Below are 22,455 nucleotides of genomic sequence, written 5' to 3'. Positions count from 1 at the left end.
ATGCAGTGCGGCTCTTGGTTTTCAGCGTTGATGCGTGGACGGATTTTGCGCTGTGCGGAGCCGGCGCCCATGCGGCGCTCAGTTGGTCGCCGCCTTTGCCTTGTCCTGATCCTTGAGCTGGCTCCAGGCGTTCTGCTGGGCAAGCATCTGGCGAAGATAGGCTACATTGGCTTGCGCCTGTTCCGGCGAAAGCTCCTGCGAGGCGATCTTCTCGGCCTCGTCGAAGCGGCCCTGCAGTCCCACGACCAGCGCAAGGTTCTGGCGCACCCGGCTGTCGGCATTCGGTTGCTGGGCTGCCGAGCGCATATAGGTCTCGGCGGTGCGCAGATCGCCTTCCAGCACATAGGACATGCCGAGATTGGAAAGGATCGAGGGTTCGTTCGGCTTGAGGTCCAGCGCCTTGCGGTAGTTCTGGCGCGCTTCATCCTTCTGGCCAAGCTGGTCGAGAATGGCGGCCTCGGCCGACATCAGCCGCCAGTCCGGATATTCCGGCGTCTGCGCCCGGCGCACGGCGTCGAGCGCCGGCTCGAACTGGCCGTTGGCGGCCAGCGCCTTGCCGTAGGCGGCAAGCACGTCGCGATCCTTGGGGTAGGCGATCGCCAGCTTGCGCATCACGGCAAGCGACTGGTCGGCATCGCCGTCCATCTGGAGCGCCGCCGCAAAATTTGTCGCCAGCCGCTTGTCGTTGGGGTTCTTTGCGTAGGATTCGCCGAGCCGCCCGGTCGCCCCGTGCAACTCGCTGGCCGACATGGTTTCCAGCGGTTTGCCGCTGGTGCGCCCGATCGAGCCGGTCGTGAGCTTGCTGGTTCCGCACCCCGCAGCACCGGCCGCCAGCGCCATCAGCAGCGCTGTGGTGACCAACCGTTTGCCCGTGACGTTCATCCTTCGGCTGGTGGGCATCGGCACGGGGCTCTCCATTCTGGGCGTGGCCATTCACGTGGCCATCTTCATCCCTGCAGAAATATTCTGTTAACCCTAACGGACAGTTAAAAAGCGAGCCGTCGGATCGGTGAACGGCCCGCCGAAAGCCACTGACCTGGCACGTCCCATGCCCGGCTCTGTGTATAGATGTTGAAATCATTCGACGTCCCTGTCACTTGACTGAGGACGATCTGCAAGCCTCCCGGAGACCATCGAATGCCCGTCGAACTCGTCGAGACACTAAACACTGCCTTGCCGATCCATCTGGTCGCGAGGGATGGACTGGAGGCCTTGGGGCTTTCGCCTTCCACGATCGCATGGGCGGCCGCCAACGGCTTTTCCGGCGAAGCCGGCAGGACGCTCGCCGTCCCGGGCGACAACGGTTCCCTTGCTGGCGCCTTGTTCGGCGTCGGTGACGGCGAGGGCGCGCTGGCCGTCGGCATGCTGGCGAGAGCCTTGCCGGAAGGCGACTGGCATTTTGCCGCCGCTCCAGCCGAGCCGGAACTCGCGGTCATAGCCTTGGTGCTCGGTGGTTACGTCTTCACTCGCTACGGCAAGAAATCAGGCAAGGCGCTGCGTTTCGCGCTGCCGCTCGGCGTAGATCCAGGACGTGTCCGGGGCATCGCCGACGGCGTCTTCCTGGCGCGCGACCTGGTCAACACGCCGACCAGCGACATGGGACCGGACGAGTTGGAGAAGGCGGTTCGGACCCTGGCGGCCACTCACAAGGCCGAGGTGTCGGTGATCAAGGGCGATGATCTCCTGAAGCAGAATTTCCCGATGATCCATGCGGTCGGCCGCGCCTCGGTCGGAGCGCCGCGACTGATCGACATGGTTTGGGGACCGGAAGGCGCGCCGAAGGTGACGCTGGTCGGCAAGGGTGTCTGTTTCGACACTGGCGGCCTCGACATCAAACCGTCGTCGGGCATGCTCTTGATGAAGAAGGATATGGGCGGCGCCGCCAATGTGCTGGGCCTGGCCTCGATGATCATGGCTGCCGGGCTGAAGATCCGGCTGCGCGTCCTGATCCCGGCGGTCGAGAATTCGATTGCCGGCAACGCCTTCCGGCCTGGAGATGTACTGACCAGCCGCAAGGGCCTCACCGTCGAGATCGGCAACACCGACGCCGAAGGGCGGCTGGTGCTGGCCGATGCGCTGGCGCTGGCCGATGACGAGGAGCCGGAACTGCTGATCGACATGGCGACGCTGACCGGGGCAGCGCGTGTCGCGCTCGGTCCCGATCTGCCGCCTTTCTACACTGGCGACGAAGCGCTGGCGTCCGAACTGGCTGCGGCCTCGGTGGCCGTCGAGGATCCGTTGTGGCGCATGCCGTTGTGGCGGCCCTATGACGCCAGGCTGGCGTCGAAGATCGCCGACATCAACAACGTCACCACCGACGGCTTCGCCGGTTCGGTCACCGCGGCGCTTTTCCTCAAGCGCTTTGTCGAACGGACAACGGGCTGGGCGCACTTCGACATCTTCGCCTGGAACCCGTCCGATCGCCCCTACGGACCCGCCGGCGGAGAGGCGCAAGGCATCCGTGCACTGGAGCGGGTCATTTCGAGGCGCTATGCCTGACGCCCTGAGACGGCCACCAAAACTGAAACGGAACCGAAACAATTTGCCGTCATGCTCGGGCGATGTCGATTTCGATGCGTCCGAGCCAGGCGATGCGGCTGTGGCAGCAGGTGATGCTGTCGCAGGTGCGCGCCGGCGCGCCAGATCTCACCATGCGCCAGACGGCGATCCTGTTCACCATCTATCTCGACCCGCCGCCGCACACGGTGCGCGGTCTAGCCGCCCGCCTCAATGTCACCAAGCCGGTTATCACCCGCGCGCTCGACACGATGGGTGCGCTGAAACTGGTGTCACGCCATCGCGACGAGCTCGACAAGCGCAATGTGCTGATCCGGCGCACGGTCGAAGGCGCGCTCTTTGTCGAGCGCTTCGGGGATGGTATCGTTGCCAGGGCTCATGAACTGCCCATCTGATCAATCCATGAATTAGAGCGAGTACCGATTTGACTGCCAGGGATGCCCGCCTCCACGCCTTCCGTTCCGACCTCGCCGATGCAAGGCTGAAAGGGGAGGTTTCGGCCGACCGCTTCGTCACCGGCCGTCCGGCTCGGATCACGGCCTCCGTGGCTGACGTGCGCAAGGCACCGCGCCCGGATGCCGGCGTCAACACGCAGGTACTGTTCGGCGACGATGTGCTTGTCTTCGAGGAAGCCGAGGGCTGGGCCTGGGTCCAGGCCGAACGCGACGGCTATGTCGGCTATGTCGGCGCCACCATGCTGGGCGCACGCGAGCATGCGCCAACCCACATCGTCACGGCGCCGCGCACCTTCCTCTATCCTGGCCCGGATCTGCGCTTCCCGATCAGCGGCCAATTGTCGATGGGCTCGACGGTGACGGTAACCGGTGCCGCCGAAACGCGCGGCACGCACTATGCGCTGTTGCCCTCCAGCGAGGCGCTGATCGCCGGCCATATTTGCCCGGTCAGTGACATCGCCGCCGACTATGTCTCGGTCGCCGAGATGTTTCTCGGCACGCCCTATCTCTGGGGCGGCACCTCCGGCTTCGGCATCGACTGTTCGGGCCTCGTGCAACTGGCCATGCGCATGGCCGGCCGCAATGTGCTGCGTGATTCCGACATGCAAGCGGCAGGCCTCGGCGAGCCGCTCGATCCGGGATTCGATTATGCCGGACTGAAACGCGGCGACCTGGTGTTCTGGAAGGGCCATGTCGCGATCATGACCGACGCCGAGACAATGATCCACGCCAACGGCCACACCATGCTGGTCTCGCGCGAAGGGCTGAAGGATGCGGTTGATCGGATTGGGTATCTGTATGGCGGGCCGACTGGGTTTCGGCGGCCCTAGCGCCTCTTCCTCGCCCGTTCACGGGGAAAGGTGCCCGAAGACGGATGAGGGGCGACGCCAGCGACTGAAAGGTCGCGCTGCGCCTCACCTGCCTGCCGGCATCCTCTCCCCGTAAACGCGGCGAGGGATAGCTCACCCGATCACCTTTTGTTCCGATTTTCCTTGGCGATCGCGCGCCATCGCGCTAACTCTTTCGCGTGACCGAGCAGCCGCGCCTTGCCAAACAGAATGCCGCCGTCCTTCTGCCCGAGCCATTCATCAGATGGTTTGGCGAAAAAGGCTGGTCGCCGCGCGCTCACCAGATCGAGCTGCTGGCGAAGGCTCAAGCCGGGCAATCGGTGCTCTTGATCGCACCGACCGGCGCCGGCAAGACGCTGGCCGGCTTCTTGCCATCGTTGACCGAACTGGCCAACCGCCCCAGACGCAAAGCCGGTATGGCACGGCGCGGCATCCATACGCTCTACATCTCGCCGCTGAAGGCGCTGGCCGTCGACATCGAGCGCAACCTCGGCAAGCCGGTGGAGGAGATCGGCCTGCCCGTCACCATCGAGACGCGCACCGGCGACACGCCTTCCCACAAGCGACAGCGCCAGAAGCTGGCGCCGCCCGATATCCTGCTCACCACGCCCGAGCAATTGGCGCTGCTGATTGCGGCGGGCGATGCCGGGCGCTTCTTCGAGGATCTGCGCTATGTCGTGCTCGACGAGCTGCATTCGCTGGTGACATCGAAACGCGGCCATCTGCTGGCGCTCGGGCTGGCGCGGCTGCGCAGCATCGTGCCCGGCCTGCAGACGATCGGTCTGTCGGCAACGGTGGCCGAGCCCGACGAATTGCGGCGCTGGCTGGTCAGCCAGAATCCACCGGGAGACATGGCTGAACTCATCGTCGTCACCGGCGGCGCGAAGCCCGAAATCTCGATCCTCGATTCGGAAGAGCGCGTGCCATGGGCCGGCCATTCGGCGCGCTATGCGACGCCGGAAATCTATCGCGAGATCAAGCGCCACAAGACCACCCTGCTGTTCGTCAACACTCGCAGCCAGGCCGAGCTGCTGTTTCAGGAATTGTGGCGGGTCAACGAGGATACCTTGCCGATCGCGCTGCATCACGGCTCGCTCGATGTCGCCCAGCGCCGACGCGTCGAGAAGGCGATGGGGGAAAACGCGCTCCGTGCCATCGTCGCCACCTCGACGCTCGACCTTGGCATCGATTGGGGCGATGTCGATCTGGTCGTCCATGTCGGCGCGCCCAAGGGCGCCAGCCGGCTGGCGCAGCGCATCGGCCGCGCCAATCACCGCATGGACGAGCCGTCGAAGGCGATCCTGATCCCGGCCAATCGTTTCGAGGTGCTGGAGTGCCGGGCAGCGCTGGACGCCAACTACCTCGGCGCCCAGGATACGCCGCCGCTGGTCGATGGCGGGCTGGACGTGCTGGCGCAGCATGTGCTGGGCTGCGCCTGCGGGGCGCCGTTTCGCGCCGACGATCTCTACGAGGAAGTGCTGACAGCAGCGCCCTATGCCAGCCTCGACCGGCCGACATTCGACCGCGTCATCGATTTCGTCGCCACCGGCGGTTACGCACTGAAGAACTACGAGCGCTACGCCCGCATCCGCCTCAACAAGGACGGCATGTGGCGGGTCTCCAATCCCCGCGTCGCGCAGCAATATCGGCTGAACGTCGGCACCATCATCGAGGTGCCGGCGCTCAATGTGCGTTACGTCAAGGCCGGCAGCAAAGGCTCGGCTTCGCACGGCGGCCGGGCTCTGGGCAAGATCGAGGAGGCCTTCCTCGAAACGCTGACGCATGGCGACACCTTCATGTTTGCCGGCAAAGTCCTGCGCTTCGAAGGCATCCGCGAGAACGAATGCTTCGTCTCGAATGCGCCGGGAAGCGACGCCAAGGTGCCTTACTATGGCGGCGGCAAATTTCCGCTTTCGACTTACCTCGCCGAGCAGGTGCGCGCCATGCTGGACGACCCACAGCGCTGGAAGAAGCTGCCCGAGCAGGTGTCGGATTGGCTGCGTTACCAAGCCGACAAATCGGTATTGCCCAAACGCGACGACCTCTTGATCGAGACCTTTCCGCGCGGCAACCGTCACTATCTCGTCGCTTATCCTTTCGAGGGCAGGCTGGCGCACCAGACGCTGGGCATGCTGCTCACCCGCCGCCTGGACAGGGCCGGTGCCAGGCCGCTTGGCTTCGTCGCCACCGACTACGCATTGGCCATCTGGTCGCTGGGCGATATGGGCGCGATGTTCAAATCGCGGAAACCTTCGCTTGGCGCGCTGTTCGACCAGGACATGCTGGGCGACGACCTCGAGGCTTGGCTGGCCGACAGCTGGCTGCTCAAGCGCACCTTCCGCAACTGCGCGCTGATTTCAGGCCTGATCGAGAAGCGCCACCCGGGACAGGAGAAAAGCGGCCGTCAGGTCACCGTCTCGACCGATCTGATCTATGACGTGCTGCGCAGCCATGAACCCGACCACATCCTGCTGCAGGCGACGCGCGCCGACGCGGCGACCGGTCTGCTCGATGTCAGCAGACTTGCCGACATGCTCTCGCGTATCCAGGGTCGAATCGTGCATAAGGCACTCGAACAGATATCGCCGCTGGCCGTGCCGATCATGCTCGAAATCGGCAAGATGCCGGTGAATGGCGAGGCCGACGAAACGCTGCTGATGGATGCCGCGACTTTGGTCGAGGAAGCCATGGGTCCTGGGATGGTTGAGGAATGAATTTTTCGCTGGCGCGGGCATCGCTGATCGCCGAGGCCGATTTTGTCGGCATCGCGGGCGAGCGCGCGGTCTGTGATTCGCGCGGCGTGCTCTATTTCCCCGATCTCAGGCTGCTCGCGGTCTCCGACCTGCATCTGGAAAAGGGCTCGTCCTTCGCCAGGCGCGGCGCACTGATCCCGCCCTACGATACCGGCGCCACTCTGCTCCGGCTGCAGGCGGTAATCGCGGACTACCAGCCGGCCATCGTCATCAGCCTGGGCGACTCCTTCCACGACGGCGGCGGCGCCGAGCGCATGCATCAAACCTTCCGCGATCGGCTGGAAGCATTGATGGCCGGCCGCGACTGGTTCTGGGTCGCCGGCAACCATGACCCGGAAGCGCCGGCGGATTTGCCAGGCGAGACGGTGCGCGAACTCGCCATCGGCTCGCTGCTGTTCCGCCACGAGCCGTCGAAGGTAAGAACCGAGGGCGAAGTTGCCGGCCATCTTCACCCTTGCGCCCGCATCGTCCAGCAGGGCCGCTCGGTGCGGCGGCGCTGCTTTGCCGGCGATGGCGGCCGCATGATCATGCCGGCCTTCGGCGCTTATACCGGCTCGCTCAACGTGCTCGACCGCGCCTATGCCGGCCTGTTCCGCCGCGAGACGTTGATAGCCTATATGATGGGCGCCGCGCGCATCTTCGCCATTTCCGGTTCGATGCTGCGGCCGGGCTAAGTTTCTACGGTATAAGCACGGTTGCGCCTGTCGTCTGCCGTGCTTCGAGCCGGCGATGCGCCTCCGCCACTTCGGCAAGCGGCATGCTTGTGTGCACCGGGATTTTCACTGCGCCGCTGAGGACGACGCTGAACAGATCCTCGCTCATGGCGACGACGTCCTCACGCCTGGCGAGATGATGGAACAGCAACTGCCAGGTGGCGAACAGCGATCCTTTCTGCATCAACAGCATGATATCGAAGGGTGGGATCGATCCCGATGCCGTGCCGTAGCTGACGAAGGTGCCGAACGGCCGCAGGCAGTCGAGCGAGCCCGGGAAGGTCGCGTTGCCGACGCCGTCATAGACGACGTGGCAGCCTTCGCCGTTGGTGACCTCTTTCACCCGTGCGGCGAAATTCTCTTTGCTGTATTCGATGACATGGTCGCAGCCATTGGCGCGCGCAAGTTCGGCCTTTTCGGGTGAACCGACCGTGCCGGTGACGGTCGCGCCGAGATGTTTGGCCCATTGCGTCAGGATGAGGCCGACGCCGCCCGCCGCGGCATGCACCAGGATGGTATGGCCCGCCTCGACGCGAAACGTGCGGCGCAGCAGATATTGCGCCGTCAGCCCTTTCAGCATCATCGCCGCACCCGTCTCGAAATCGATGGCGTCGGGCAGATGCACGACGAAATGCGCCGGCACGATGCGTTCTTCGGCATAGGCGCCGAGCGTCTCGACATAGGCGACTCGGTCGCCAGGCGCGAAGCCGCTGACGCCTTCACCGACGGCGACGATTTCGCCGGCGCCTTCATTGCCGGGAATGAATGGCAGAGCGGGCGGCGCGTATTCGCCGGTGCGAAAATAGATGTCGACGAAGTTGAGGCCGACCGCCCGGTTGCGCACGCGCACCTCGCCCGGTCCGGGCTGGCCGATGTCGACATCTTCGTAGGCGAGCACATCTGGCCCGCCATGGCGGTGAACACGGATCGCTTTCATGGTTTTCTTCCCTGCGCTGTTCTCTTGAGTGTGAGATAGCGCGTGGCGGGATATCATTGTAGACCGATACCGATGACATCAGAGTTCAAACAAGATGATATCTGAACAGATCGGCCTCGACCTTCTCCGCACCTATGTCGCGGTCTGCCGGCAAGGTAGCCTGAGCAGGGTCGCCGCGCAGACCGGCAAGACCCAATCGGCGCTGAGCATGCAGATGCGACGGCTGGAGGGCCTGCTCCAACGGCATCTGTTCCAGCGCACCGGCCGCGGTGTCGTACCAACTGCGGAGGGAGAGCTCTTTCTGGGATACGCGACCCGCATCCTCGCTCTCGGCGATGAAGCGGTGGCGCGTCTGCAGCAGGCTGGCATTGGCGGCGGCGTGCGTATTGGTCTTGCCGAAGAGGTCACCACGGCCGCGCTTTCGGCCGCGCTTGGGCGGCTGCATCGCACATATCCCGACATCAGCCTCGACGCGATGGTCGAGCACAGCGTCGCGCTGGGACGGCTGTGGAGCGAGGATGCGCTGGATGTCATGATTGCCCCGACATCCGTCGTCGCGGCCGATGCAGTGACGACATGGAACGTCGAACTGCAGTGGGTCTGCGCCCAGGACTATGTGCTGGACCATGACCGGCCACTCGATCTCGCCGCCTTCGGCGCAACCTGCCCTTGGCGCAGGCGTATGATCGAGGCGCTGGTCGCCGCCGGCCGGCAGTATAGGATCGTCCTGTCGTGCCAGAGCGTCACCGGCCTGCAGGCGGCGATCGAGAACGGGCTCGGCGTCGGGCTGCTTCCGCCGGAATCCGTGCGCGCCGGCTCAATGCGCGTCCTGAAGACATCGGTGCCCGAGCCCCTGATCGTCCAATACGGTCTCTACGTGCATGACCGCAGGACAGCCGTCGTCGATGCCGCGATCGAAATCCTGCTTAAGGATTTGCCGGCGGCGCCACGAGCACGGACCGCCTGACGGCGGGACGCTCTACCGGCCGTAATAGAGGGTGACGGTGTGCTTGGCCTCGGCGAAGAACAGCCAGCGCTCGACCAGCATGCCGGCGAACTGGACGATTGCGGCAAGCACCGACAGCGCCGCTGCGAACGGCCAGGGCAAAGCGAATGCAACAGCTAGCAGCAGGGCAGGCAAGGCGAAAGCCAGCACCTGCGTGATACGACGCAGCCTGGCGCCGTGCTTGCGCGCGATGCGAAAGCCCATTTCCTTGAGCAGGTAGTTCTCTTCGGTGTGCGGCCATTCCAGTGAGCGCACTGTACCCCCGGCGAGCCCCGTTGCCGTGTTGGCGGTGCTCGCAATCTCTAGCGCGTCATTGTATCGCCACGTCGCCAGCTTCCAGCCCCAGCCGAGCAAGGTCAGCAGCAGAGCGGCTACCGCAACGGCGGTCGAGCCGATGGCGAAAGCCTGCAGCAGCGCGTTCAACAGCACGCTGCCGGACATCGCCGAAAAGATGAGATAGCCCGGCAGCGTATACGGGCTATGCCACTGCGCGATCGGCTTCAGCGAGGCATAGATCATGCCGGTGGTGCAGACGGTGACGATTGCGCCGATAGTTGCGAGAAGCCCGGCGATGGCCATCCAGCCTCCGGTGCGGCCAAAAAACACCCAGCCGATGCCGAACAGCCCGGCTGGAATGAAGGTTGCGACCGACGATACACCCTCGCGTGACAGCCAGGAGCTACGCCATTGCGAAAAGGCGCGCCAGGCGCGTTCGGGCCGGCCGAGATGGCCGGTCGACGACAAAAGGCCGGCGGCAATCAGGCCAAGCGCCAGCCCCATGCCGATAAGGCCGAGCCAGAAATGGGCCGGGATAAAACCCAGTCCGCCAAGCACGCCGAGCAGCGCCAGCAGTCCATAGCCCGCTCCTGTGGCAGTGGTGAAGAAAACGACGGAAAAGGCTGGATGCATTGGTCAGCTCGAAAGCATGCGGTCGATCCAGCCAAGAAAACCGCCTTCGACCGTGACTGGCTCGAGCCTTGGCGCCGGCACCGATGCGGCGCGCTGGGCGCGCGGCGGCAGATATTTGTTGGTCGGCTTGTAACCCATCTCCGGCATCAGGTCGACGCCGCCACGCTCCGCCACCAGTTGCGACACCGCCGAGGTGGGATCGCCGAGGTCGCCGAAATGCCGGGCGCTGGTCGGGCAGGCGGCAACGCAGGCCGGCACGCGGTCTTCCTCGGCCAGATTGTCGTTGTAGATGCGGTCGACGCACAGCGTGCATTTCTTCATCACGCCGACGTCGGTATCGAATTCGCGCGCGCCATAGGGGCAGGCCCAGCTGCACAGTTTGCAGCCGATGCATTTGCTTTCGTCGATCAGCACGATGCCGTCCGACGCCCGCTTGTAGGACGCGCCGGTCGGGCAGACAGTGACGCAGGCAGGCGTCTCGCAATGCAGGCAGGAGCGCGGAAAGTTGACCGTGCGCCCGCCCGCCTCGGTCGTGTGCTCGTAGCTGTGCACGCGGTTGAACCAGACGCCGTCGACATGGCCGCCATAGGGGTCGATGTCGGTCAGCGGCGCCATGTGGCCGCCGGTGTTCCACTCCTTGCAGGCGGTGACGCAGGCCTGGCAGCCGACGCAGGTGTCGAGGTCGATGACCAGGCCAAGCTTCTTGTCTGTATGGGCGGGAAGGCAGGTCATTCCACAGCTTCCCTATGGACGCGGAACTCGGCGCCGAAGCGAAGGATGTCGGGCGATGGCTCGACATTTGGCGGCTGGCTGAAGCGCTCGAATTGCGGCTCGGTGAAGCCGGCTTCTTCGGAGGCGCATTTGACGATGCGAACCCTGAGATCGAACCACGCCGCCTGGCCGGTGACCGGATCGGAATTCGAATAGCGTTTACCGTTCGCATCGGCCGAGGTCTGGTCGCCGATGATGTGGTTGAGCAGGAAGCCGCGATTGCTCTCGGCGGCGTTGTCCTTCAGCCCCCAGGCGCCGCGCCTTTTGCCGATGGCGTTCCATGTCCAGACCGTATCCGCATTGACGCCGTCGACCAGCTTGATCTGCCCCTTCACCCGGCCGTTGATGCTTTCGATCCACACCCAGTCGTCGTCGGCCAGGTCGAGAACTGCCGCGGTCTTGTGGTGCACGAACAGGCGGTTCTGGCTGGTGATTTGCCGCAGCCACGCATTCTGCGAGCCCCAGGAATGATACATGTGCATAGGCCGCTGCGTCAGCGCATGCAGCGGGTATTTCTGCGGATCGACCGCGGCCTCTTCGAACGGCGTAAACCAGAACGGCAGCGGATCCATATAGGTCTCGATGCGCTGGCGTTCGCTCTCGGGCGGCTGGACGCGACCATGACCGCGCGCGGCGAGGCGAAAGCGCTGCATCGGTTCGCAATAGAGCTGGAACACGATCGGCTCGGCCTTGGGGATGAACCCCATCTGCTCCGCGAAGTCGAGATAGGAGCGGTTGGCCATCTTGTAATAGCGCTGGTCCTCAGCAAAGTCCTGGTGCCAGAAGCCGCCATTGTCGATGTAGCGCTGCAGCTGGTTTGGGTTGACCTCGCCCTTGCCTGCAGACGTGCCGTCCTTGCCGCGCCAGCCTGCGAGCGGGCCGATGCCGGGCGTGCGCTCGTGATTGACGATGTAGTCGGCATAGTCGAGGTATTTCGCCACCCCATCGTCGTTGACGAAGCAGGGCAGGCCGAGCCGGGCGCCGAGTTCGATCAATACTGACTGGAACGGCCTGACGTCGCGGTTGGGTTCGACGACGGGATGGCGGATGGCATCGCCTGGTCCGTCGGCATGGCTGATCGGCCGGTCGAGCAGGCTGATGCAGTCGTGACGTTCGAGATAGGTGGTGTCGGGCAGCACCAGGTCGGCGAACGGCACCGTCTCGGAATAATAGGCGTCGGAATAGATGATGAAGGGGATCTTGTAGTTGCCCGCTTCGTCATGGTCGGTGAGCATGGCAATGGTCTCGACGGTGTTCATCGAGGAATTCCACGCCATGTTCGACATGTACATCATCAGCGTGTCGATCGGGTATGGGTCGCCGGCCCACGCATTGCGGATGACCGTATGCATCAGCCCATGCGCGGCGAGCGGCGCATCCCAGGAATAAGCCTTGTCGATGCGGAGCGGCGTTCCGGCCTCGTCGACCAGGAGATCGTCCGGCCCGCAGACGAAGCCGAGCGGCATGCCGTCGAGCGGCGTCATCGGCTTGACCACCTTGCCGGTCGGCTTCGGTCCCGGCGGCGCCGAGCGCGGGTAGGGCGGCTTGAAACGGAAGCCGCCGGGCACGTCCACCGTGCCGAGCAGCACCTGCAGCAGGTGGATGGCGCGGCAGGAGTGAAAGCCGTTGGAGTGGGCCGAGATGCCGCGCATGGCATGCATCGACACCGGCCGTCCCTTGATCGTCTCGTGCCGCCGTCCGGCCCAGTCGGTCCACGCAACCGGCAGTTCGATCGTCTGTTCGAAGGCGACGTGGGCGAGTTCGGCAGCGATCCGGCGGATGGTGTCGGCCGGAACGCCGCATCGCGCCGCGACCGCATCGGGTGCGTAGCTGTCGTCCATGTAGCGGTCGGCGATAAGCTGGAACACCGGCACGCAACGGCGGCCGGCGAACGTGAAGCTGCCGGTCAGCGCCGGTTTCGCATCCGCATCGGCTGCGTTGACGGTTGTCTTCGCCACTCTGTCCCAGGCGAGAAGATTGTTGTCGCTGTCGCGCAGGAACAGCCCGTCGTCCGCCGCACCCGGCTCCTGGACGACTAGCACATGGGCGTTGGTGTAGCGCAGCAAATAATCGAGATCGGCGCGGCCTGCCTTCAGCAGTTCATGGATTAGGGCTAAGACGAAGAGGCCGTCGGTGCCGGGCCGGATCCCGATCCAGTCGTCGGCAATGGCGTTGTAGCCGGTGCGACAGGGGTTGATCGACACCACCTTGGCGCCGCGCGCCTTGAGTTTACCCAAGCCGATCTTGATCGGGTTGGAATCATGGTCCTCGGCGACGCCGAACAGCATGAAGTATTTCGTGTTGTTCCAGTCCGGCTCGCCGAACTCCCAGAACGAGCCACCGATTGTGTAGAGTCCGCCGGCCGCCATGTTGACCGAGCAGAAGCCGCCGTGGGCGGCGAAGTTCGGCGTGCCGAACTGGCTCGCCCACCAGCCGGTCAGCGATTGTGACTGGTCGCGCCCGGTGAAGAAGGCAAGCTTTTTGGGATCGGTCCGGCGGATATGCGATAGCCGCCCGGTCGCAATCGAAAGGGCTTCCTCCCATTCGATCTCACGGAATTCGCCCGAGCCGCGCGGGCCGCTGCGCAGCAGCGGCTTCTTCAGCCGCGCCGGGCTGTAGTGCTGCATGATGCCGGAGCTGCCCTTGCCGCAGATCACGCCGCGATTGACCGGGTGGGCCTTGTTGCCGTTGATGTAGCGGACCTTGCCGTTCTTGATATGGACGTCGATGCCGCAGCGGCAGGCGCACATATAGCAGGTGGTCTTGGCGATGCTGTCGGAGACATCGGGCGAGGTGTCGACGCCGTCGCCTTCATCCGGCGCGCGCGTGTCGGCAAGCGACCGTTGCGACGGTGCGGAATTGGCCCCGCGCGGCGCAGCTGGGTTCATGATGCCGGCGTGCTTTTGCTACCTGCGAATTTGGCCCGCGTCTTCGGTCCGGGGCCACGCATATAGTGTTCTTCAGGATGATAGCGGTCGCCGGCCAGCCGCCGCCTGAGGCCACGGGTCCAATGCGCAAACAGGGATCTGAACCGCCCGATCATTTTGTTGGATGCGATTTGTTGGCGAATTTTTTCTAACTTTGGCAGAAAAAGTAGAATAAAGCTATCGATCCGTCCAATCAGTTGTTCTTGTAAATTCGATCGGAATTGGTTCTTAATGCACACATGACGCTGGACCAGTTGCGCATTTTCGTTGCCGTTGCCGAACGCGGCCATATGACCAAGGCGGCAGAGCTTTTGGGCATCTCCCAGTCGGCGGCGTCGGCCGCCATCCGCGCGCTCGAAGAGCAGCATGGCGTTCATCTGTTCAACCGTGTCGGCCGCAACATCGAGCTGGCTCAGACCGGCCACCGTTTCCTGCCCGAGGCCAAGGCGGTGCTGGAACGCGCCGCCGCCGCCCGAAATGTGCTGGAGCATGTCTCGCAGACGGTCGCCGGCAGTCTGTCCATCGCCGCCAGCCTGACCATCGCCAGCTACTGGCTGCCGCGCCGGCTGGCCTCTTTCCACGAGGCCTACCCGGCGGTGCGCTTGAGCGTCAGCATCGGCAACACCAGGCAGGTCGAGGCCAACGTGCTCGATGGCACCGCCGATCTCGGTCTGGTCGAGGGGCGCACCGAGTCAGACATCCTCCGCCGCACCAAGGTCGACGTCGACAGGTTGATGCTGGTCGTCGCCGCCTCGCATCCCGAAATCGCCGAGATCGCGCCGGGCCGCCCGGATATCAGAGGGCTGCGCTGGATCATCCGTGAGGGTGGTTCGGGCACGCGCGAGGTGCTGGAGGACCTGGCCCGCCGCGAGGGGATATCGCTTGGCGACCTGCAGATATTTCTGGTGCTGCCGAGCAACGAGGCGGTTCGCCAGGCGGTCGAGGCCGGCGCCGGCGCCACCATCATCTCGGACCTCGTCGTCGGACGCGCCGTCGCCGAGGGCAGTCTCCGGTCGGTGCCGCTCGAGCTGCCGAAGCGCGACTTCGCCATGATCACCCATCGTGACCGCCAGGCAAGCCTGGCCCAGATGGCGCTCAAGGCGCATCTCGGCGCTGAGGGCGGGAACCGCATCGTGAGCTCTAGCTAAACTTCCGCTGTGCATCCAGCGCCAGGCCAAGGCCGACCGAACCGAACATGTCGCCCTCGATAACGGCGGCTTGCGGCACCAGCGACAGGATTTCGCGCCGTGCCAGCGGGATGGCGGTCGAGCCGCCGGTGAGGAACACGGCGGTGATGTCGGACGCTTTCACGCCAGCATCGGCAATCGTCTGCCGCACCGTCGCGGACACCCGCTCGATGTCGGCGGCAATCGTCTCTTCCAGGCCGTCTCGCGTGATCTCGGCGGCAAAACCCGCGCCGGGCAGTGCCACCGTCACATCAGCCGAAGCCTGATCTGTCAGCGCGATCTTGGCTCGTTCGACCAGGCCGGCCAGCGCATGGCCGTAACGGTGCTCGACAATATGGATGAAGCGGTCGACAAGGTCGGCGCGGACGGCCTCGAAGCGGATCTGCCTCAGATGCGTCATCGCCTTGGCGGTGTAAACGAGGTTGATGCGTTGCCACGTCGCGAGATCAATGAAATAGCTCGCCGGCAGGTTGCGCTTGCCGTCTTTTGTGGGCGAGAGATAGCCGAGCTTGGGCATGACATGGGCGATGCTGAGCAGCCGGTCGAAATCGGTGCCGCCAATATGAATGCCTCGGTTGGCGAGGATGTCGTCCTTGCGGTCGCGTGAGCGGGCGCGTTGCGGCGAAACGCGCACGATCGAGAAGTCGGACGTGCCGCCGCCCATGTCGACGATCAACGCCAGTTCCTCGCGCTTCACGTCCTGCTCATAGTCGAGTGCTGCCGCAATCGGTTCGAACTGGAAGGCGATGTGCTTGAAGCCTTGCGCGCGCGCCGCTTTTTCAAGCTCGCTTTGCGCCTTGGCATCGGCTTCCACATCGTCGTCGACAAATTGCACCGGCCGGCCGAGCACAACGTTCTCCACCGGAGCGCCGGCATCTTCCTCAAGCCGCTTCTTCAAATGGCCGACGAACATGCCGACAATGTCGATGAAACCGATCTGCCGGGCCTTGATCCGCGTCTTCTCATGCGCCAGCGAACTGCCGAGCACGCTCTTCAGCGACCGCATCAGCCGGCCTTCGATGGCATCGGTGTAGTCGGCAATGGCGCGGCGGCCGAAATAGGTGTGACCGTCCTCGAAGTTGAAGAAAACCGCGCTTGGCAATGTCGGCTGTTCGCCTTCCAGCGCCACCAGCCGTGCCTGGCCGTTGCGGATCACGCCCACCGTAGAATTGGACGTGCCGAAATCGATGCCGCCAAATGCCTGGTGCATTGCAGCCTCCTGTCATTGGGTCGTCGCTGTGGCAGGCGTCCGCAAGGCGCGCGCCGTCCAGAGGCCTGACCGTTCTGCCGAATGATTGTGCGTGTAACCCGAGGGTTGGGAGGCGGCGGTCTATCGCAAGACTGAGAAAAGGGGAACCCCCTTTCCCCGGAAATGGGTCGTGCGCGTCAATCCCTGCGGAAGATCAGCCTGCCCAGCCAGCCGGTGATCATGGCCAGCGACACGGAGAAGACGCCGTAGAGGAAGGAGTAATCATGCGCGACGCGGAAGATCGACTGTTCGAAACCCGATTTGCGGATTTCGAGCTGGGCCGAGCTTTCCTTGAGGAACAGGCCGCTCTTGAACAGGAACGCGCGGGCTTTATGCGTTCCAACCGGGACGTTGGGCGCCAGCCGCACCGTGGCGCGAAACAGGTTCTGCGACAGGAACTGCACGCCGCCGACATTCTCGCTATAGAGGCCGGTCGCCGCCTTGCGCTCGCGCAGCGCCACGGTGAATTCCTCGATCGTCGCCGGACTGTCGGTTACCTCGGCCGGCTGCATGTAAAGGTTGGAGGCGCCGAGCGACAGCTGCTTGTAGCTGTTGGGTTCGGTGATGTCCTGCAGCGGCCGCGTCGTGGCGACGGAGTAGGATACCGGCACGTTCTCGAAGGTCTCCGATTCCAGGTTGACCCAGACGCCGAGCACGCGGTCCTTGCGGCGCACCACCACCGGCCGCGGCGGGCCTTCGAGCACGACGATGACGTCGTAGCGCCCCTGTCGCGCGACCAGCGGGTCGGGGTTTTCCAGCGAACCGAAAATGGTCAGGTCGGCGCCGGAAAAACCGGCGGTGATCGACACGGCGTCGGTGGAGAGACCGATCTGGATGCCTTCCGGCAAGGGGTTCGGCGATTGCGCTGCGGCCGGCAGAGCGACGGCGATAAGCAAAGCGGCGGCCGAAAAAATCCCCCACTGCGGCATCAGTTCAGGCCCGCGGCGGTCAGCGAATAGAGGTTTAGCGGCGTGACGAAGAGATCGATGGCAAGCCGGATGGCAACCGCCAGCACCAGCAGCGCCAGCAGTGCCCTGAGCTGTTCGCCGCGCAGCTTCTGTCCTGCCTTGGCGCCATATTGCGCGCCGGCAACGCCGCCCGCCATCAGCAGGAAGGCAAGCATGACGTCGACCGTCTGGTTGGTGGTGGCGTGGACAAGCGTGGTGTAGGCCGAGGTGAAAATGATCTGGAACAGCGAGGTGCCGATGACGACGTTGGTCGGCACTTTCAAGAGATAGATCAGCGCCGGCACCATGATGAAGCCGCCGCCGACACCCATGATCGACGACAGGAAGCCGATGCCGGCGCCGAGCCCCAGCACCGGAATGACGCTGACGAACAGCTTCGAGGCCCTGAAGCGCATCTTCAGCGGCAGCCGGTGGATCCAGTTGTGCTGGCCGGATTTCTTCAAGACCGGCGCCGCACCGCTGCGCGTGGCGCGCAGCGCATTGACGCTCTCGACCAGCATCAGCCCGCCGACGGTGCCGAGCAGCACGACGTAGAGCAGCGAAATGAACAAATCGAGTTGGCCGAGCCGGCGCAGGAAGGCAAAGACAAAGATACCACCGGTCGAGCCGACGATGCCGCCGGCCAGCAGCACCCCGCCGAGCTTGAAGTCGAGCGTGCCGCGCTTCATGTGCGACAGCGCGCCGGAGAAGGAGGAGGCGATAACCTGGTTGGCGCCAGTGGCAACGGCGATTGCCGGCGGGATGTTGTAGAAGATCAAGAGCGGCGTGATCAGAAAGCCGCCACCGACCCCGAACATGCCCGACAGGAAACCCACCGCCGCGCCCATTGCCAGCAGCACGAAGACGTTGACGGAAATTTCCGCGATCGGGAGATAGATGCCCACCCGTCAGTCTCGATCAGTTTGCCTGTCGGCGATTGCAGCCATTCCAGGGCATTGTCGCACCGAAAAGCCAATTCTTTCTTGCACCGCCGGGGCAGTGGGATCAAACCCCGCCGCCCTACCGAAACAAAAAACATCTCAAGCAGTTAACAGGCAAATGTATGGCAAGGGCGTCGCGTTAGCGACGCATCTGCCGTTATTTGTGCGCCAGCAGCGCCTTCACCAGCTTTTCGTCGATTTCGCCGGTCGCCTGCATCTTGTTGTCGGTCTGGAAAGCCATGATTGCGGTCTTGGTCTTGCCGCCCATCACGCCATCGGCGCCGCCGGCATCGTAGCCGTTCTTGTTGAGGATGAGCTGGATGTTCTTGACCGCCTTCTTCATGTCGACGCTGGCGGTGGTCTGCGGCGTGCCTTCCTGCCAGGATTCAGGAATGTCGGCCGAGTTGGACGCCGGGTCGAGCGGCTTCGGCTTCCACAGTTCCGTGGCGGCGCGCGCCCGCTCCAGCTGTTCGGGGCGCAGCGCAGTGGCGACCTCGTCGCGCTTTGCAGCCGCATCCTTGTCGCCGGTCTTGGCGACGAGCGCGAACCATTTGTAGGATTCCTCCAGGCTCTGCTTCATGCCGACGCCCTTTGCCGCCAGGATGCCGAGATTGAACTGGCTGTCCTTGACGCCGACATCGGCCGCCGCCTGAAACCAGTGCGCGGCCGATTCATTGTCGGTCACGCCGTCGGCGGCCATGGCAAACAGAACGGCCAGGTTGTGCATGGCGCTGGCATTACCCTGCGCGGCGGCGAGCTGGTAGAAGGTCTTTGCTTTCTTGACGTCGCGCGTGACGCCGATGCCCTTCTCGTAGAAATTGCCGATGCGGTATTCCGCCGGTGCGAAGCCGAGCTCGGCCGACTTTTCGTACCATTTGGCCGCTGCCGCCATGTCTTCCTTGACGCCGCGCGATTCAGCATAGCGCGAACCGAGCTCGAACAGCGCCTTGGCGTCACCGCCGGCAGCCGCGTCGCGCAAGGCTTGCGGTCCGGCATCGGCCGGAACGTCTATCTTGGCCATGACAGGTGCTACCGCGGCATCAGCCGGCGGAACGGCGCCGGTAGTATCCGAGGCCGTCGTATCCGAGGCCGAGGGCGCCATGACGGCGGCCGCAGGCTGCGCGTCGGCAGCCGCCGGTTCCGCAGTGGCGGTGGTCGGCAGCATTGCATTTGGCGCGGGGGCCGGATCGGCCAAAGCCATCGGCGCTGGCGCGGGCTCCACCGCCGGCACTTCGGGCCCAGCGACCGAGGCCGCATTCATTGGCGCATCGTTGCCAGCTGCCGGTTCCGTGGGCTCCGCCTGCCTGACGATCCGGGCCGGCACGTCCTGCACGGCCACCTGCTGTTCTGCCTTGGGTTGGCTGGCAGCGTTGACCGAGGCAGTCTCGACCGGCTGCGAGGCGACGATCGGCGCTGTATCGTTGCTTGCGACCTCGACCGGGTCGGCGAAGAAGGCCTTGCCCAACTGGAGGCCGGCAAGCGCCAGCATGATCGCGACCGCTCCCATCAGGATCGGCTTGCGCCGCGCCTTGAGCAGGTCGCCGATACGAAGCGCCTTGACCGGGCCCTTCATGGTAGACTGGCGTTTCAACGCGTCGGCCTCGGCGGCCGCGGCCTGCGCCGCGCGCCTGGCCGCGGCAATGAAGTCGGATTTCGACGCATCGCCGGAGTTTTGGCGCACCGGCGGGCCGCGCTCGTCGCGCACGCGCTTCATGATGGCGTTGAGGTCGGGCGCGCCGGAGCCCGGCTCCAACGGTCGGTTGGCGAGCTTCGGATCGAGCGGCTCGTCGAGATCGACGCTCGGCATGTCGACATTAGGCCCCGAGCCGGCAAGCGGCGGCATGTCAGCCGGCTTCTTGCCCCTGAAGGCGCGCGCCAATCCTCCGAACAGCGACTTCTTGGCCGTGCCTTCGCCTTTCTCGGCAATCCTGTCGGAACCGAGCGCTGCCTGGGCAGCGGCCGCGGCAGCTTCGGCTGGCGAGCGCCGCACTGGTTCGCTGCCCATGACCGGGTCGCTACGCGTACCCAGGTCGCTACGCGTACCCGGGTCGCTGCGCATATCCGGCTCGCTGCGCATGATGGCGGCGGCGCGGCCGTCGAGATCGGCCATGTCTCCGGTCAGCGGCAGCGGCTGGTCGATATCCATCGATGGCGCGTCCTGCACCGAAATCTTGGAGGCGCGTGCAGCGCGGGCCCGCCGCGCCGGCTCGGCCTGGGCATCCAGAAGCTCGCTCACCGCCTCGGCCGGTTCGCTGGTCTCCAGCGAGCCCAGACGATCGACGATCTTGAGCAGCGTGTCGTGGATCGCCTCGAATGTCCGTGAATTGCGCTCGTCCGAACGGCGCGTCAGCGCTTCCAGCGTCTTCAGATCCTGGGCAAGGCCGGTAACGGCCGCGGTGTTGGCGTTGGAATCTGCCAGCGAGCGCACGGCGCTCTCGGCTGCTTCGCGTGCCGCGCCCATGATGGATTCGCGGGTTCCGGCCAGCGACTTCTCGATTTCGTTGAGGCGCGGGCTGATGTCCTCGAATTCCGGCAGCGGCGTGCCGGGCTTCGACAGATGCGCCGATAGGCTGGAGACCTGCGCCTCAAGGCTGCGGATCAGTGCCGGATCGATGCCGGCGACCTGCGCGGCCGACGATTCCAGCCGGCTTGAAATGTCTTCGAGCCGGCTTTCCAGGCCGCGGATCGCCGCCTCGTTGGCAGGATCGGGAATGCGCGTCTCCATGCGTTGGGCGAGCGCGGTGAAGCGTGCATCGATGGCGTCCATGATGCCGGCGCTGTCAGCCTGCGGCTGGCGCTGGTCCAGCCGGTCGGCAACCTCGTCCAGCCGCCGCTCGAGATCGCGAAACAGCATGTTGCCCTGTTCGATGGCATCGCCCTGCCGACGTTCCATCATGCCCGACAGCACGTCGAAGCGCTGTTCCAGACCCTGGAAGATATAGTCGGCGTCGGGCATGGCCGGGGCGCGGTCGATCTTGTCGGCGATCATCGCGATCTGCTTGCCGAGGCGCTCCATCGCCTGTTCCGGCAGATTGGCGCGGCCGGCAAGCTCGTCGACCCTGTTCGACAGCGTGCTGAGACGGTCGAGAACCTCGCCGCTCGGACGAACCTGCACGACTTCCTCGATCTGCTGCGCCAGCGAGGCGATCCGCTTCTCGATGCGTTCAAAGGGTTCGGGGTCGAAGGAATTGGCCTGTGCGGCGACGGTCGAGGCGACGATGGCGCGCGAAATCTCGTCGAGCCGTTCGTCGATCAGGCCAAGCGTGTCGCCGCCGCGGTTGCTCTGCTGGCTGACGAAATGATCGACGGCGCCGGCAAGCGTGCGGACCTTTTCTTCCATCGAGCGCAGCGACAGCGATTCCGGCAGATTGTGGACCGCATTGCTGATCTGTTCGAGCCGGTCGGTCAGGGCCGAAAATCCGGGGCCGTCGGCGCGGTTGCGTTGGTCGGCGTCGACACGGTCCTCGAACGCGCTCCAGCGGCGGTCGAAATCGTCCCAGCGGCGGTCGACCTTGAGCACGCTTTCCTCGCGCGCCAATGTGTCGAGCGCCGTCTTTACCTGCTCGAGCTCGAGCCGCAGCATGTTGACGCTTCGGTCGTCGCTCTTCTCGGCCAGCGTCTGGATGGCGCCGGACAGCCGCTCGAATTCGACGCCGAGTTCGGCGCTGCCCTTGCCGGGCAAGCCGCCTGCCTGACCACCCGATTGGTTGCTCGCCTGGAAGGCCCGTTCGATGTCCTTGCGCAACGCGGCGAACTCGCGCTGCAGGCCGGCGGTCATCTGATGGCGCAGTTCCTCGCGCAGGCCGCGCAATTCGCCGGCGATCTTGCCGACCACGGCGACGCTGTCTTCCTGGCCGCGCACGCGGTCGATGTCGCGGGCGATCGCCTGATAGTTCTGGTCGAAGCCGGCCGGCGCCGCGCCTTTCGGCCGCGGCGTGGGCTGCGGGTCCTCGTACCAGCGCGGCGGGGCGTAGGGCTGGGCGCTTGCGTAGCGCGGCTCCGGGGCGGGCCGGCGCGGATCGAAGCGCTCGGCGGCGTCCTCGCGCTTGCGCTCCAGCCGCTGCTCCAGCGTTTCCAGCGAGCGGTTCAATTCATCGAGCGTGGTGTTCGGCCTGCGCGGCCTGCCGGCGTTGAGTGTATCGAGATAGGACCGCTTGCTGTTCATCGATGCGTCCGTTTTTCAGAATGGCCGGCTTGCTGCCAGTTTCCCAAGTCCTTGTCGGGAACGAAGGCGGCCGCGCGGCACTGCTGCGGCGAAAGACGAGCTTCCCGGGCCAGGCCCGCTCTCCGAAAAA

At 64.8% G+C, this 22,455-nt stretch carries 18 protein-coding genes; 7 read left to right on the top strand and 11 right to left on the bottom strand.

The genetic code is table 11. The annotated features are described in order from the left end of the window. Positions 1-78: 78 nt before the first annotated feature. Positions 79-900: a tetratricopeptide repeat protein gene (locus NKJ57_RS12380; RefSeq protein ID WP_352510958.1), complete on the bottom strand. Its 822-nt coding sequence runs from the start codon at positions 898-900 to the stop codon at positions 79-81. A 237-nt stretch (positions 901-1,137) separates the two neighbouring features. Between NKJ57_RS12380 and NKJ57_RS12375 the strand changes: the two genes are divergently transcribed. From NKJ57_RS12375 to NKJ57_RS12365, 3 genes are all read left to right on the top strand, one after another. After that, positions 1,138-2,499, top strand: coding sequence for a leucyl aminopeptidase family protein (locus NKJ57_RS12375; RefSeq protein ID WP_352510957.1), 1,362 nt, complete (start codon positions 1,138-1,140; stop codon positions 2,497-2,499). A gap of 62 nt (positions 2,500-2,561) precedes the next feature. After that, on the top strand, positions 2,562-2,912 hold the full coding sequence (locus NKJ57_RS12370; protein ID WP_023669596.1) for a MarR family winged helix-turn-helix transcriptional regulator: 351 nt from the start codon (positions 2,562-2,564) through the stop codon (positions 2,910-2,912). Positions 2,913-2,941: 29 nt separating this feature from the next. Next, on the top strand, positions 2,942-3,802 hold the full coding sequence (locus NKJ57_RS12365; protein ID WP_352510956.1) for a C40 family peptidase: 861 nt from the start codon (positions 2,942-2,944) through the stop codon (positions 3,800-3,802). 140 nt (positions 3,803-3,942) lie between these two features. Here NKJ57_RS12365 and NKJ57_RS12360 read toward each other — a convergent pair whose 3' ends face one another. Continuing rightward, positions 3,943-4,137, bottom strand: coding sequence for a hypothetical protein (locus NKJ57_RS12360; RefSeq protein ID WP_352511137.1), 195 nt, complete (start codon positions 4,135-4,137; stop codon positions 3,943-3,945). Between NKJ57_RS12360 and NKJ57_RS12355 the strand changes: the two genes are divergently transcribed. Further along, entirely contained in the window at positions 4,045-6,534 is a 2,490-nt protein-coding gene (locus NKJ57_RS12355; RefSeq protein WP_352511128.1) for a ligase-associated DNA damage response DEXH box helicase, read from the top strand. The two genes, NKJ57_RS12360 and NKJ57_RS12355, sit on opposite strands and share 93 nt — an antisense overlap. After that, complete coding sequence (pdeM, locus tag NKJ57_RS12350) at positions 6,531-7,247, top strand: ligase-associated DNA damage response endonuclease PdeM (RefSeq protein WP_352510955.1); 717 nt, start codon at positions 6,531-6,533, stop codon at positions 7,245-7,247. The genes NKJ57_RS12355 and pdeM overlap by 4 nt, the downstream gene beginning before the upstream one ends. A gap of 4 nt (positions 7,248-7,251) precedes the next feature. Here the strand turns inward: pdeM and NKJ57_RS12345 are convergent, their stop codons facing one another. Continuing rightward, complete coding sequence (locus tag NKJ57_RS12345; protein WP_352510954.1) at positions 7,252-8,223, bottom strand: quinone oxidoreductase family protein; 972 nt, start codon at positions 8,221-8,223, stop codon at positions 7,252-7,254. A gap of 94 nt (positions 8,224-8,317) precedes the next feature. On the opposite strand from NKJ57_RS12345, the gene NKJ57_RS12340 reads away from it, so the two are divergent. Beyond that, positions 8,318-9,190 (top strand): LysR substrate-binding domain-containing protein, encoded by an 873-nt coding sequence (locus tag NKJ57_RS12340; protein WP_352510953.1) that lies wholly within the window; start codon positions 8,318-8,320, stop codon positions 9,188-9,190. A gap of 12 nt (positions 9,191-9,202) precedes the next feature. Here NKJ57_RS12340 and NKJ57_RS12335 read toward each other — a convergent pair whose 3' ends face one another. From NKJ57_RS12335 to NKJ57_RS12320, 4 genes are read right to left on the bottom strand one after another with little or no spacing between them, the layout of a single operon-like run. Then, entirely contained in the window at positions 9,203-10,138 is a 936-nt protein-coding gene (locus tag NKJ57_RS12335) for a dimethyl sulfoxide reductase anchor subunit family protein (RefSeq protein WP_352510952.1), read from the bottom strand. Positions 10,139-10,141: 3 nt separating this feature from the next. Then, a complete protein-coding gene (locus NKJ57_RS12330) occupies positions 10,142-10,870 on the bottom strand; it encodes a 4Fe-4S dicluster domain-containing protein (protein WP_352510951.1) in 729 nt (242 codons plus the stop codon). Then, a complete protein-coding gene (locus NKJ57_RS12325) occupies positions 10,867-13,797 on the bottom strand; it encodes a molybdopterin oxidoreductase family protein (RefSeq protein WP_352510950.1) in 2,931 nt (976 codons plus the stop codon). Before NKJ57_RS12325 ends, NKJ57_RS12330 begins: the two co-directional genes overlap by 4 nt. Further along, a complete protein-coding gene (locus NKJ57_RS12320) occupies positions 13,794-14,126 on the bottom strand; it encodes a hypothetical protein (RefSeq protein ID WP_352573712.1) in 333 nt (110 codons plus the stop codon). The genes NKJ57_RS12325 and NKJ57_RS12320 overlap by 4 nt, the downstream gene beginning before the upstream one ends. Here NKJ57_RS12320 and NKJ57_RS12315 point away from each other — a divergent pair. Beyond that, the gene (locus NKJ57_RS12315; protein ID WP_023696707.1) at positions 14,076-14,984 is read left to right on the top strand and encodes a LysR substrate-binding domain-containing protein; all 909 of its coding nucleotides are present in this window, start codon (positions 14,076-14,078) and stop codon (positions 14,982-14,984) included. The genes NKJ57_RS12320 and NKJ57_RS12315 overlap by 51 nt on opposite strands. Here the strand turns inward: NKJ57_RS12315 and NKJ57_RS12310 are convergent. The 4 genes from NKJ57_RS12310 to NKJ57_RS12295 all read right to left on the bottom strand — a co-directional run bounded on the left by NKJ57_RS12310 (position 14,977) and on the right by NKJ57_RS12295 (position 22,325). Beyond that, positions 14,977-16,233 (bottom strand): Hsp70 family protein, encoded by a 1,257-nt coding sequence (locus tag NKJ57_RS12310; RefSeq protein ID WP_023823733.1) that lies wholly within the window; start codon positions 16,231-16,233, stop codon positions 14,977-14,979. The genes NKJ57_RS12315 and NKJ57_RS12310 overlap by 8 nt on opposite strands. 176 nt (positions 16,234-16,409) lie before the next feature. Continuing rightward, positions 16,410-17,201, bottom strand: a complete 792-nt coding sequence (locus tag NKJ57_RS12305) for a TIGR02186 family protein (protein ID WP_352510949.1) — start codon at positions 17,199-17,201, stop codon at positions 16,410-16,412. Next, positions 17,201-18,124 carry a sulfite exporter TauE/SafE family protein gene (locus NKJ57_RS12300; protein ID WP_352510948.1) on the bottom strand — a complete coding sequence of 308 codons (924 nt, stop codon included), beginning with the start codon at positions 18,122-18,124 and terminating at the stop codon, positions 17,201-17,203. The genes NKJ57_RS12305 and NKJ57_RS12300 overlap by 1 nt, the downstream gene beginning before the upstream one ends. A 193-nt stretch (positions 18,125-18,317) precedes the next feature. Then, positions 18,318-22,325 carry a peptidoglycan-binding protein gene (locus NKJ57_RS12295; protein ID WP_352510947.1) on the bottom strand — a complete coding sequence of 1,336 codons (4,008 nt, stop codon included), beginning with the start codon at positions 22,323-22,325 and terminating at the stop codon, positions 18,318-18,320. Positions 22,326-22,455 lie beyond the last annotated feature (130 nt).

The organism is Mesorhizobium sp. M0077 (genome assembly GCF_040322955.1).
Classification (GTDB): domain Bacteria; phylum Pseudomonadota; class Alphaproteobacteria; order Rhizobiales; family Rhizobiaceae; genus Mesorhizobium.
This window is presented reverse-complemented; position numbering and strand designations above follow the sequence as displayed.